This window comes from Micromonospora cabrerizensis (assembly GCF_022230955.1).
Taxonomy (GTDB): Bacteria; Actinomycetota; Actinomycetes; order Mycobacteriales; family Micromonosporaceae; genus Micromonospora; species Micromonospora cabrerizensis.
In genome coordinates this window covers 45600-57687 of the sequence record NZ_JAKKFI010000107.1, presented here as the reverse complement: position 1 = coordinate 57687, position 12088 = coordinate 45600, and the positions used below count along the sequence as shown (strand labels likewise).

The 12088-nt window shown below is 73.8% G+C and carries 9 protein-coding genes and 1 pseudogene; 7 read left to right on the top strand and 3 right to left on the bottom strand.

The window, feature by feature from the left end; genetic code table 11:
- The 3 genes and pseudogenes from LADH09A_RS28430 to LADH09A_RS28420 all read left to right on the top strand — a co-directional run.
- A pseudogene (locus tag LADH09A_RS28430) lies at positions 1-199 on the top strand (primosome assembly protein PriA); the annotation flags it as partial.
- A 254-nt stretch (positions 200-453) separates the two neighbouring features.
- A complete protein-coding gene (locus tag LADH09A_RS28425; protein WP_238648754.1) occupies positions 454-1437 on the top strand; it encodes an AAA family ATPase in 984 nt (327 codons plus the stop codon).
- Between the two features lie 159 nt (positions 1438-1596).
- Positions 1597-2841: a cytochrome P450 gene (locus tag LADH09A_RS28420; RefSeq protein ID WP_238648753.1), complete on the top strand. Its 1245-nt coding sequence runs from the start codon at positions 1597-1599 to the stop codon at positions 2839-2841.
- Positions 2842-2943: 102 nt separating this feature from the next.
- Here LADH09A_RS28420 and LADH09A_RS28415 read toward each other — a convergent pair whose 3' ends face one another.
- Positions 2944-4224, bottom strand: coding sequence for a chymotrypsin family serine protease (locus LADH09A_RS28415; RefSeq protein ID WP_238648752.1), 1281 nt, complete (start codon positions 4222-4224; stop codon positions 2944-2946).
- A 256-nt stretch (positions 4225-4480) separates the two neighbouring features.
- Here LADH09A_RS28415 and LADH09A_RS28410 point away from each other — a divergent pair, with 256 nt between their 5' ends.
- The 4 genes from LADH09A_RS28410 (at position 4481) to LADH09A_RS28395 (ending at position 10049) form a co-directional block, all read left to right on the top strand.
- A complete protein-coding gene (locus LADH09A_RS28410) occupies positions 4481-6931 on the top strand; it encodes an ATP-binding protein (RefSeq protein ID WP_238648751.1) in 2451 nt (816 codons plus the stop codon).
- Between the two features lie 196 nt (positions 6932-7127).
- Positions 7128-7685, top strand: a complete 558-nt coding sequence (gene def / locus LADH09A_RS28405; protein WP_238648750.1) for a peptide deformylase — start codon at positions 7128-7130, stop codon at positions 7683-7685.
- 4 nt (positions 7686-7689) lie between these two features.
- On the top strand, positions 7690-8616 hold the full coding sequence (gene fmt / locus LADH09A_RS28400) for a methionyl-tRNA formyltransferase (protein ID WP_238648749.1): 927 nt from the start codon (positions 7690-7692) through the stop codon (positions 8614-8616).
- On the top strand, positions 8571-10049 hold the full coding sequence (locus LADH09A_RS28395) for an RsmB/NOP family class I SAM-dependent RNA methyltransferase (protein ID WP_274530292.1): 1479 nt from the start codon (positions 8571-8573) through the stop codon (positions 10047-10049). Before fmt ends, LADH09A_RS28395 begins: the two co-directional genes overlap by 46 nt.
- A 67-nt stretch (positions 10050-10116) precedes the next feature.
- Here the strand turns inward: LADH09A_RS28395 and LADH09A_RS28390 are convergent, their stop codons facing one another.
- Both LADH09A_RS28390 and LADH09A_RS28385 read right to left on the bottom strand, forming a co-directional pair.
- Positions 10117-11007, bottom strand: coding sequence for a septum formation family protein (locus LADH09A_RS28390; protein ID WP_238648759.1), 891 nt, complete (start codon positions 11005-11007; stop codon positions 10117-10119).
- Positions 11008-11090: 83 nt separating this feature from the next.
- Positions 11091-11981: a septum formation family protein gene (locus tag LADH09A_RS28385; RefSeq protein WP_238648747.1), complete on the bottom strand. Its 891-nt coding sequence runs from the start codon at positions 11979-11981 to the stop codon at positions 11091-11093.
- Positions 11982-12088 lie beyond the last annotated feature (107 nt).

Here is a 12088-nt window from a genome sequence, read left to right as displayed (position 1 = left end):
CGGGCCGCGGCTGCGCGAGGACGCCGAGGTGCGCGGGCCGGTGCCGGCCGAGGAGGGGCGGGAGCGGATGCTGGTCCGGGTGCCCCGGGCCCGGGCTGCCGCGCTCGCCGACGCGCTGCACTCGGCTGCCGGCGTTCGGGCCGCCCGCAAGGCCGCCGACCCGGTCCGTCTCCAGGTCGACCCGTTGAGCCTCTTCTGACTGTTTCCGGCGGTGCCGGCCGTGCCGCAGCCCGTCCGCCGGATGGGCCCTCGCACACCGCGTCCGGCAAGGTGGTGGCGCCCGAGTGGTAGCATCGCCCGTCATGCCGAGGCGTACGGCGGCTCCAGGTCGCGACGGAGCGTCAGACGCGCCGAGTCGGGGCCGCCGCAGGACGGCGCGACGATGGCGGTAACGCGTTGCTCGGGCGCGATGTCGATGATGTCAATGATCCGGTGATCAGGGGTGGACCAGTCGTGACCGTTGGACAATCGATCGTCTTCAACGGCGACCTCGGCAGCGGCAAGAGCACCGTGTCGGTCGAGATCGCCAAGCGGCTCGGTATGCGCCGGGTCAGTGTGGGGGACCTCTACCGGGAGATGGCGCAGCAGCGGCAGATGACCGCGTTGCAGCTCAACCTGCACGCCGAGCTCGACCAGGCTGTCGACGGCTACGTCGACCAGCTTCAGCGGGACATCGCCGCCTCCGGTGAGCGCCTGATCATGGATTCCCGGCTGGCCTGGCACTTCTTCACCGACGCGCTCAAGGTCCACATGATCACCGAGCCGGGCGAGGCGGCCCGTCGAGTGCTCGCCCGACCGTCCGGGCCGGCGGAGAGCTACGCCTCCCTGGAGGAGGCCAAGGCCAAGCTCCGTGAGCGCAGCGCGAGCGAGCGCAGCCGCTTCATCATCCGCTACGGGGTGGACAAGGCCCGGCTGCGCAACTACGACCTGATCTGTGACACCACCCGGGCGTCCGCCAGCGAGGTGATCGAGCACATCGTCGCCGCGTACGAGGGGACGCTCGGCGCCGAGGTGCTGCGCGACGGCCCGCCGCTGCTGCTGCTGGACCCGGCCCGCGTCTACCCGACCGAGGACATCGCCACGCTGCGCGGTCTGTGGGACACCGACTTCGTCGGCGACGTGGCCGAGGCCGGCGACGAGGCCCTCGAACCGTTGAAGATCGGGTTCACCGGCGAGTACTTCTTCGTCGTCGACGGTCACCGCCGCCTCAGCGCCGCCCTCCAGAACGGGTTCTCCATGGTCCCCGCCCAACTGGTCGCCGAGGTCGACGAGCCGGTCGTGGGTGGGATGACGGCGATCGACTACTTCGCCGCCCAGGTCCGTCCCGGCCTGATCTACGACTGGGAGGCGGCTCACAAGATCCAGCTGCCGCTGCCCGAGCCCGCGCTGCTCCGCGGTGACGCGGTGCTCGCCGGGGACCCGGCCGTCGGCGCCTGAGCGCTGAACGTCCGCGCCTGAGCGCTCAGGCGCCTGACCCGTCGGCGCCTGAGCGCTCGGTGTCGGCCGCACGGCGTCGGCCGCACGCGTCGAGGGCTGCCGGATGGCGGCCGCACCGGGATGATGGGACCTCCGACGCATCGACGGGGGAGGCCGGCCATGGAGGCTGCCGAGGCGCTGACACTGCTCATGTCGCCGCAGGGGCGCGTCGACCCGTACCCGACGTACGAGCGGCTGCGCGCCCACGGGCCGGTGGTGCAGGCGTCGCCGGGCCTGTACGTGGTGACCGGCTACCCGGAGGCCGACGAGCTGCTGCGCGACTCCCGGCTCGGCGTGCTCGACGACGCGCTGCGGGACCAGGTCTGGCCGAACTGGCGGCAGAGCCCCGCGGTGTCGTCGATCGCCCGGTCCATGCTGCGGACCAACCCGCCCGACCACAGCCGGATGCGTCGGCTGGCCGCCGGCGCGTTCAGCCCGCGCCGGATCGCCGGGATGCGCGACGTGGTGCGGGCGTTGGCCGAGGAACTGCTCGACGCGATGGTGGCCCGTGCCGAGGGCGGCGCTCCGGTCGACGTGCTGGCCGACTTCGCGTACCCGCTGCCGGTCGGCGTGATCTGCGAGCTGCTCGGCGTACCCGCGGCCGACCGGCCGCTGTTCCGCCGCTGGGCCGGTGACCTGACCGGGGTGCTGGAGCCGGAGATAACCCCCGAGGAGCTGACGGTCGCCGACGCGGGCGCCTCGGAGCTGCGCGACTACTTCGTCGAGCTGATCGTCGCCCGGCGGCGGGCACCGGCCGACGATCTGACCACCGCGCTGGTCCAGGTGCACGACGCCGACGGCGACCGGCTCACCGGCGACGAACTGCTGGCCAACCTGGTGGTGCTGCTGGTGGCCGGCTTCGAGACCACCACCAACCTGCTCGGCAACGGTCTCGTCGTTCTGCTGGGTCACCCGGCCGCCGCCGCCGAGCTGCGCGCCGACCCCACGCTCGCCCCGGCGTACGTCGAGGAGCTGCTGCGCTACGACTCGCCGGTGCAGCTGACCACCCGGATCAGCGGGGCGCCGGTGCGCTGCGGCGGGCTCGACCTGCCGGCCGGCAGCGCGGCGCTGCTGCTGCTCGGCGCGGCCAACCGGGACCCGCGCCGGTTTCCCGACCCGCAGCGTTTCGACCCGACGCGTGACCAGGCGCACCCGCTGTCCTTCGGCGCCGGCCCGCACTACTGCCTCGGTGCCGGCCTGGCCCGGCTGGAGGCGCAGCTGGCGTTCCCGATGCTGCTGCGCCGCCTCCCCGAGCTGGCGCTGGTCGAGCCGCCCCGGCACCGGACCCGGCTGACCCTGCGGGGTTACGAGAGCCTGCTGGTGACGCTGGGCACACCGGCCGTCGCGCGGCCCGGGACTCCGTAGGCCGGTACCCGGCCGACGGCGGCACAGCGAGGGGCCGGGCCGGCACGCGGGATGCGCACCGACCCGGCCTTCAGAGCGACAACGGCAGGTTGCCGGGCTGCCTCAGCCGAGCACCACGCCCGAGGCGCCGACTCCGGCCATGCCCGAGAAGATGTCCTCGTAGTACATCCGCCAGGCGCAGACCCGGCCGGTGGTGACGTAGCCGGTACAGGTCGTCACCGTGTTGGTGTCGTCGATGGCGGTGTTGGTGCCGGTCGCCCAGACCTGGAGGGTGTTCGCCGGGTTGACGATCTCCACGGGGCCGCCGCTGTCACCCTGGCCGACGGCGTTGGTGCGGGTCGTGCTCTCGGCCTGGACCTGGCCGCACACCGTGCCGAAGTTGCGCACGTTGATGCACAGGTTCCGGGCCTTCACCTGGATCGAGCAGCGGGTGCCGGAGTACGCGCCGGAGGTGCAGACGAAGTTGCCGACCTGGCTGGCCTGCGCGCCGATCACCTGGTTGCTGAACTCGCTGACCACCGCGCCGGCCGCGTTGGTGCTGTTGTTGAACACCCGGCCGCCCGAGCTGCCGGCGAGGAGCAGGGTGTCGGTGCCGGTGTTGCGGGTGCCGACGATGCCGATGGTCTGCCCGGTCGGGTCGGTCGCGAGGACGTTGAGGTTGGCGCAGTGCGCCGCGGAGAGCATCCGGGCCACCCCGCCCTGGAAGACCCCGAACCCGGTCGAGCAGCCACCGCCGGTGGCGGTGTTGCGCCACGCGGCGCCACCCCACCACGGTGCCGTGTCGTCCCAGCGGGTGGCGGGCGCGGCGGCGACCCCGGTCTGCACGGTCACCGGCACGCCCGCGAGGGCCGTCGCGCCGAGCAGGCCGTCCTGCGTACCCACGAGCAGGCCCGCGCCGTCGGCGCGCGGCCCGACCGTGGTGATCCTGTCGCCGGCCGCGGCGCGCAGCCGGTCGGCAGCAGCGACGAGTTCGCGCTGCGAGTACGGCGCGGGCAACACCCGGGTCGCGACGGTGGACCGGGCGACGGCCACCAGGTTGGCCGGCGGCTCGCCCTTCCAGTAGACCTGGAGCTGCCGGGTCGTGGGGTCGGCGACGACGCCGGCGAAGCCGGAGTTCGCGCTGCGCTCCGCCGTGTTCGTGATGCGCGCTGCGGCGGTATTCATCCGCTGCTGCAACCGGAGCAGCTCCGTCCAGGAGGCGAAGCCGCCGGGCACCGGTGTGCTGTCGACGAACGATCCGGTGGTGGCGGCCTTGCCGCCCGGTGCGGCGGTGGCCGGTGCGGCGGTCATGCCCGCGACGAGCAGTGTGAGGCCGAACGCGGCCACGGCGACGCGCCGCAGCATCGTGGTGGACCGCCGGCCGGTCGGGTGTGGACGGATCATCAGTTACCTCTTCCCCCAGGTCTTGTGGAGCGGGCCGAACCCGCATCAGGACGGTGGCACGCGACCTGTGCTCCGGGTGCCGCATCCTGGACGGGGCTGGACACCGCCGGACACGGCCGGACGGTCCGTGGTCCGAAGTGGAACTGTCAGACATCGGCGCTCACCTATCGAATGCCGCGCGGCCGGATTTAGCCTGCCCGTGCGCATCCGGGGGGCCGGGTGACCGGGGGGCGGGGGCCGCATGTCCGACCAGCGGGTGCCTTCCAGCACTCATCACACGTCACAGGTCTCGCCCGAGGGCTTCGAGCTGGTCCGCGCCTGTGCCGAGGCGCAGACGCTGCCGGAACTGGCCGGGCTGCTGCGCCAGTTGCGCCGCCGCGAAGCCCGACAGCAGGGCGAGACCCAGCTGACGTACCGGCAGTTGGCCGCGAAGACCGGCTGGTCGCGCGGGATCCTCGGGGAGTACTTCGCCGGCAACATCCTGCCTCCGCCGGAGCGGTTCGACGCCCTCATCCGGCTGCTCGGGGCGACGCCCGCTGAGCAGGGGGTGCTGGCCACCGCCCGGGACCGGGTCGAGGAGCGACGTCGACGCCCGACCCGGAACCCGGCGACCGCCGGACGAGCGGCCACCGGGCCGGCCCGGGCCGGTACGACCTCGTCCCGGCTGCCGGTGCCCCGCCAACTGCCTCCGGCACTGCCCGGATTCGTCGGGCGCGTCGCCCAGCTCGCCCACCTCGACGCGGCGTGCGCCAGCTCCCAGGCTTCCGCAGACGGCGGGCCTGCGCCGGTCACCATCCTGACGTTGTCCGGCACGGCCGGGGTCGGCAAGACGACGCTGGCGGTGAACTGGGCGCACCGGGTCGCCGACCGCTTCCCCGACGGCCAGCTCTACGTCGACCTGCGCGGTTTCGACGCCACCGGGACGGAGGTGACGGCCGTCGAGGCGGTACGGGGCTTCCTGGAGGCCCTCGAGGTACCGCCCGAACAAATCCCCACCCACCTGCCCGCCCAGGTGGGCCTCTACCGAAGCCTGCTGGCCAGCCGCCGGATGCTGGTGCTGGTGGACAACGCCCGCGACATCGGCCAGGTTCGACCGTTGCTGGCCGGCAGCCCGAGCTGCCTGGTCCTGGTCACCAGCCGCAACCGGCTCGCCGGCCTGGTCGCCGCCGAGGGCGCCCGGCCGATCGATGTCGGCCTGCTCAGCGCCGCCGAGGCCTGGCAACTGCTGGCCCGCCGGCTCGGCCCGCAGCGGTTGGCCGTCGAGCCGCAGGCGGTGGACGAGATCATCGAGCGCTGTGCGCGGCTGCCGCTGGCGCTGGCCGTGCTGGCCGCCCGGGGCGCGGCGAATCCCGCGTTCCCGCTGGCCACCCTCGCCGCGGAGCTGCGCGAGGCGACGTGCCCGCTGGACTCGTTCGACGGTGGGGACGCCGGCACCGACGTGCAGGCCGTCTTCTCCTGGTCGTACCGGAGCCTGACACCCGCGGCGGCGCGTCTGTTCCGTCTGTTCGGTTGCCACCCCGGACCGGACATCGGCGTCGCCGCGGCGGCCAGCCTGGCCGGGCTGCCCCGGGCCCAGGTGCCCCGACTGCTGGCGGAGCTGGCCCACGCGCACCTGGTCACCGAGTATGCCCCCGGCCGGTTCGGCGCGCACGACCTGCTCCGGGCGTACGCGGCCGATCGGGCCGACCGTCTCGAACCACCGGAGGCCCGACGGGCGGCGATCCGACGAGGGTTGGACCACTACCTGCACACGGCGCACGCGGCCGCGTTGCTGCTCCAGCCGGGGCGGGACCCGGTCACCCTGGCGGCTGCCCCGCCGGGGGTGCTGCCCGAGGAGATCACCGACCACGGTCAGGCGCTCGCCTGGTTCACCACCGAGTACCCGGTGCTCCTGGCAGCCGTCACACACGCGAGGCGTGCGGGGTTCGACGGGCACGCCTGGCAGTTGGCCTGGACGCTGGTGGACTTCCTGCAACGTCGGGGGCGTTGGCCGGACCTGGTCCTCGCCCAGCAGGCCGCCCTGGACGGGGCGCGGCGGGCGGGCGACCGACTCGGCCAGGCGAACGCCCACCGCGACCTGGCCCGGGTGCTGTACCGGTTGGGCCGGGTGAACGAGGCGGCGCGCCACTACCGCCGGGCCCTGATGATCTTCGAGGCGTTGGGTGACCAGACCGGGCAGGCGCGTACCCACCGGGCGTTCGGCGCGATGCTCGACGGGCTCGGCCGGTACGCGGAGGCGCTCGACCACGGCGAGCGTGCCCTGGTGTTGTACCAGGCCGCCGGCCATCGGGCCGGGGAGGCCAGCGCCCGCAACGCGGTGGGTTGGGCGCACGCCCAACTCGGCCAGTACGGGCCGGCGTTGGCGCACTGCGGGCAGGCGTTGGCGCTGCTGCGCCCGACCGGTGACCGGCACGGTGAGGCGAACACCTGGGACAGTCTGGGCTTCATCCACGCTCGGCTGGGTGACCACGGCCAGGCGATCCGGTGTTACGAGCGGGCGCTGCGGCTGTACCGGCGGGTCAGTGACCGCTACGACGAGGCGGACACGCTGTCCCGGCTCGGCGAGAGCCGACACGCGGCGGGGGACCGGACCGGTGCGGTGCGTACCTGGAGGCGGGCCCTGGGCATCCTCGACGACCTCGGCCACCCGGACAGCGAGCGGGTGCGTGATCTGTTGATCCGGGGGCAGGCTGAGCCGGGGGCGTAGGGCTGACGCCCGCCGACGAGCGGGTCGGCCGTCGGGACCGCGTCGATGCGGGGCTCGTGACCGGTTCACACCGGGTCCACCGGTGACGCTGGGCACACCGGCCGTCGCCGATCGAGGTACGCCGGCCAGCGCGCGGCGGGGCACTCCGTAGACTGGTACGGCACCCCTCGTCCGACCCGTGAAGGAGCCACCCCGCGTGACCGTTCAGCCCATCCGTCTGTTTGGGGATCCGGTGCTGCGCACGCCGGCCGATCCGGTGGTCGACTTCGATGCCGAGCTGCGTCGGCTCGTCGCCGACCTCACCGACACGATGCGTGAGCAGAACGGCGCCGGCCTGGCCGCCCCGCAGCTCGGTGTGAGCCTGCGGGTGTTCGCCTTCGACGTCGACGACGTGCTCGGGCACCTGGTCAACCCCGTGCTCGAGTTTCCCGACGAGGAGGAGCAGGACGGCCCGGAGGGCTGCCTGTCGATCCCCGGGCTCTACTTCGACACCAAGCGCCGCCAGAACGTCATCGCCAAGGGCTTCAGCTCGTTCGGCGACCCGATGCAGATCGTCGGCAGCGGCCTGATGGCCCGTTGTGTGCAGCACGAGACCGACCACCTCGACGGTGTGCTCTTCCTCGACCGGCTGGACGCCGCCGGTCGCAAGGAGGCCATGAAGGCGATCCGCCAGGCCGACTGGTACGACGCGGCGGCCCCGCCCACGGTCAAGCTCAGCCCGCACATCAGCGACCCGTTCGGTCTGGGTCGGTGACCGGGTGCGCGTGATCTTCGCCGGTACGCCGGCCGTCGCCGTGCCCGCGCTGGCTGCCGTCGCCGCCTCCCGGCACGAGCTGGTCGCCGTGGTCACCCGACCCGACGCGCCCGCCGGCCGTGGGCGTGGCCTGTCCCGGTCCCCGGTCGGGGAGTGGGCCGACGAGCACGGCGTCGAGGTGCTCACCCCGGCCCGACCCCGCGACCCCGAGTTCCTCGACCGGCTCCGCGCGCTCGCGCCGGACTGCGTGCCGGTGGTCGCCTACGGCGCGCTGGTGCCGCCGGCCGCCCTGGAGATCCCCCGACACGGCTGGATCAACCTGCACTTCTCGCTGCTGCCCGCGTGGCGCGGTGCCGCGCCCGTGCAGCACGCGGTGCTGCACGGGGACGAGCTGACCGGTGCCAGCGTCTTCCAGTTGGAGGAGGGCCTGGACACCGGCCCGGTCTACGGCACCCTGACCGACGAGATCCGGGCCGCCGACACCTCCGGCGACCTGCTGGAGCGGCTCGCCGACTCCGGTGCCGGTCTGCTGGTGGCGGTGCTCGACGCGATCGCCGACGGCACCGCCCGGGCCGAGCCGCAGCCCGCCGACGGGGTGTCGTTGGCACCGAAGCTGACCGTGGACGACGCCCGGGTGCGCTGGAGCGACCCGGCCTTCGCCGTGGACCGTCGGATCCGGGCCTGCACCCCGGCGCCGGGCGGTTGGACCACCTTCCGGGGCGAGCGGGTGAAGCTCGGCCCGGTCGTGCCGGTGCCCGACGGCCCGGAGTTGAAGCCGGGGGAGTTGCTGGTGGAGAAGTCCCGGGTGCTGAGCGGCACGGCGACCGTGCCGGTGCGCCTCGGCGAGGTCCGCGCCGCGGGCAAACGGGCCATGGGCGCGACCGACTGGGCGCGCGGCGTCCGGGTCGGCACTGGAGAGGATTTCGCGTGACAGCCCCTGAGGGCACCCGCCCCACCCGCTCCGGCCCGCCCGCGGGTCGTGGCGGAGACCGCCGGCCGGTCCGGCCACCTCTGGACCGACCGCGCCGAGCGGCGTACGAGGCCGTTGCCGCGGTGCACCGCGACGACGCGTTCGCCAACCTGGTGCTGCCCATCATCCTGCGGGAGGAGGGGCTGTTCGGCCGGGACGCGGCCTTCGCCACCGAACTGACCTACGGCACCCTGCGCCACCTGGGCACGCTGGACGCGATCCTGACCGACGCGGCCGGCCGGGACGTGGCCCGGATCGACCCGCCGGTCCGCGACGCGCTGCGGCTCGGGGCGTACCAGCTCCTGCACACCCGGGTGCCGGCGCACGCCGCCGTCTCGTCGACCGTGGACCTGGTCCGCTCGGTCGCGCCGGGCGCCACCGGCTTCGCCAACGCGGTGCTGCGCGAGGTGTCCACCCGTGACTCGGACGCCTGGGTGGCGAAGCTCGCCCCACCGATGGAGACCGACCCGGTCGGGCACCTCGCACTGGCGTACAGCCATCCGCAGTGGATCGTGCGGGCGTTCTCCGAGGCGCTCGACGGCGATCTGGGCGAGACCGAGCGCCTCCTGATCGAGGACAATGAGCGCCCGCCGGTGCACCTGTGCGCGCGGCCGGGGCTGATCGACCCGGTCGAGCTGGCCGACCAGGTCGGCGGGGCACCGGGTGCCTTCTCGCCGTACGCCGTCTATCTGCCCGGCGGCGCGCCGGGCGACATCCCGGCGGTGGTCGACGGCCGTGCCCACGTCCAGGACGAGGGCTCCCAGCTGGTGGCCGCCGCGCTCGCCGACGCGCCACTGGACGGCCCGGACGGGCGCTGGCTGGACCTGTGCGCCGGCCCGGGCGGCAAGGCCGGGCTGCTCGGCGCGCTGGCCGCGCAGCGTGGTGCCCGGGTGACCGCGGTGGAGGTGGCCGAGCACCGCGCCCGGCTGGTCTCCCTGGCGACCCGGGACCTGCCGGTGGCCGTGCTGACCATGGACGGCCGTGAGGTCGGTGGCGACCCGAAGCTGCCCGAGCAGCACTTCGACCGGGTGCTGGTGGACGCCCCGTGCACCGGGTTGGGGTCGTTGCGCCGCCGCCCGGAGTCGCGCTGGCGTCGTCAGCCGTCGGACCTGCCGCCGCTGACCCGGCTGCAACGGGAGTTGCTCGGCGCGGCCCTGCGGGCGGTCCGCCCCGGTGGTCTGGTCGCCTACGTCACCTGCTCGCCGCACACGGTCGAGACGCACGTGACGGTGACCGAGGCGGCCCGCCGTAGCGGCGTCGCGGTGGACTTCGTGGACGCCCGGCCGTTGCTGCCGGCCGGTATGCCGGGTCTGGGTGACGGGCCGACCGTGCAGCTCTGGCCGCACCGCCACGGCACCGACGCGATGTTCCTCGCCGTCCTGCGCCGAGGCTGAGTCGCACCGACACCGCTGAGCGCGAAGAAAGGGCCCCGAGGGGCCCTTTCTTCGCGCTCGGGGACGCTCAGGTGACCGGGAGGCCCTTGTTGCCGGCGTTCTTCATCGAGCGGGTCAGCTTGCGGTCGGAGATCCAGAGGAAGCACTGCACGCCACGGTTGCCGTTCTTCCACTCCTCCTCGTACGGCTGGTAGTAGATCGTCCCGGCGCGGAAGTCGAGCTGGGAGTTGTCCGGTACCTTCGCGTACTTGGCGATCATCGACTGGCAGGCGCGGTGGGTGCGCTTGACGGTGCGGGAGAACTCGGCGTAGGTGATGTCCGGCGCCTGCCAGACCCCGACGAACTCGGCGTGGTGCGTGGCGGTGCAGGAGACCGGCACCATCTCGTCGATGTCGTCCTTGACCACCTTCGGGTTGAAGCAGCGGTACGCCAGGGGCGCCGCTCCGGTCAGTGCGCCCCGGAGGCTGCCGGTGCGCAGGTCGACAGCGGTGTCGTCGATGCTGGCGATCTCGGTGACGTCGCAGCGGTACCACCGGGCCCCGCCCGACCACGCCTGTGGCGAGGGCAGCACGACGGCCACGCCGACTCGCCCGGACCGCCAGTCGGCGCCCAGCGCCTTGTTGACCTCGGTGTCGCAGGCGCTCTGCGCGGCCCGCATACCCACCGAGCCGGCCTGCGGCGGTGCGTCGCGCTCGGCGCCCGGGCCGGTGAGCGTGCCGACGTGGATGGTCTCCACCCGGTGGGCCTCGGTGCACGGCATCGGGTTGTAACCGCTCAGGAAGCCAACCTGCTGGGAGGAGTGGTGGCAGACGTCGGCGGCGGGAACGAACTGCTGTGCCGCGACGGGTGCCGGCCAGTCGTCGATGAGATCACGGTCGACCCCGGCGGGTGCGCCACACCCGGCCAGTGCCAGGGCCAGGGCCGCACCCCCGGCGAACGCCGCCAACCACCGTCGCATCCCCGACCTCCCGCCGCTGGTGGCCTCCGGCCGGACCTCGCCGGTCGGTAGCGCCACGGCGCAGCAGCATACGGCACCGTTGTTCAGATCGCCGGTAGTCCCTCCGGACCGGCACCGCGCATCGAGCGGGTGAGTTTGCGGTCGTCGCTCCACAGGAAACACCGCACGCCCCGGTCGCCCTCCTCCCACTCGCGTTGCGACGGTGGGTAGTAGATGGACCCGGCCCGGTACGGCAGGTCGCTGTTGTTCGGCACGGACGCGAACTCGGCGATCAACTGCATGCAGCGTTGGTGCGCCTGCGCGGCGGACCTGCTGAACTCGGCCCAGCTCATGTCCCGTTCCTCGTAGACGCCCACGAACTCGGCGCGGTGCGGTTCGGTGCAGAGCACCGGCGCCATGTAGTTGAGGTTGTCGCCGATCAGCTTCGGGTCGAAGCAGCCGTGCGTCAGTGGGTTGTCGCCGATCAACGCCCCGCGCAGGCTGCCGGTGCGGTTGACCGGGCGGGTGTTGTCGATGCTGCCGGTCTCGCTGAGGTCGCAGCGGAACCAGCGCGCGCCGCCGGACCAGGCGGGTGCGGACGGCAACGCCAGCGACAGCGCCAGCCGGGCGGTGTGCCAGTCGCCGCCGAGCACCTCCCGGGCCCGCTGGTCGCACTCGGCGCGGGCGGTGCGCAGCGCCGTCGAACCGGGTTCGGGCCGGGTCTCGGTCAGCGCGTCGGGCCCGACGAACGTGCCGACGTGGATGGTCTCGGCCAGGTGGTTGCGCGCGCAGTCCACCGTCTCGTACGTGCTGGCCTGCACGACCGGGATGATCCGGGGCAGGCAGGTGTCGGCGGCGGGAGCGAACGGCTTCGGGGCCCGCAGCACCGGCCAGTCGTCGGTGAGGTCACCGTCCGCGCCTCGCGCCGGCGCGCAGCCGGCCAGCAGCATCGTGGTGACGCCGGCCAGCGCCAGCGCTGGAAGCCACCGTCGCATCGTCCGCCCTTCCGGGTGCTGGCGGCCGGTCACCGCGCCCCGCGGCGAGACCCCGGCGGGCGTGCAGCCTACGGCACAGTCCCGGTTGGAGTGTCGTCGCCTTTCCG

What these genes read in the sequence shown, in the direction of transcription:
- LADH09A_RS28420 (WP_238648753.1), top strand. Translation starts at nt 1,597, where the DNA reads ATGGAGGCTGCCGAGGCGCTGACACTGCTCATGTCGCCGCAGGGGCGC.
- LADH09A_RS28385 (WP_238648747.1), bottom strand. Translation starts at nt 11,981, where the DNA reads ATGCGACGGTGGCTTCCAGCGCTGGCGCTGGCCGGCGTCACCACGATG.
- LADH09A_RS28390 (WP_238648759.1), bottom strand. Translation starts at nt 11,007, where the DNA reads ATGCGACGGTGGTTGGCGGCGTTCGCCGGGGGTGCGGCCCTGGCCCTG.
- LADH09A_RS28415 (WP_238648752.1), bottom strand. Translation starts at nt 4,224, where the DNA reads ATGATCCGTCCACACCCGACCGGCCGGCGGTCCACCACGATGCTGCGG.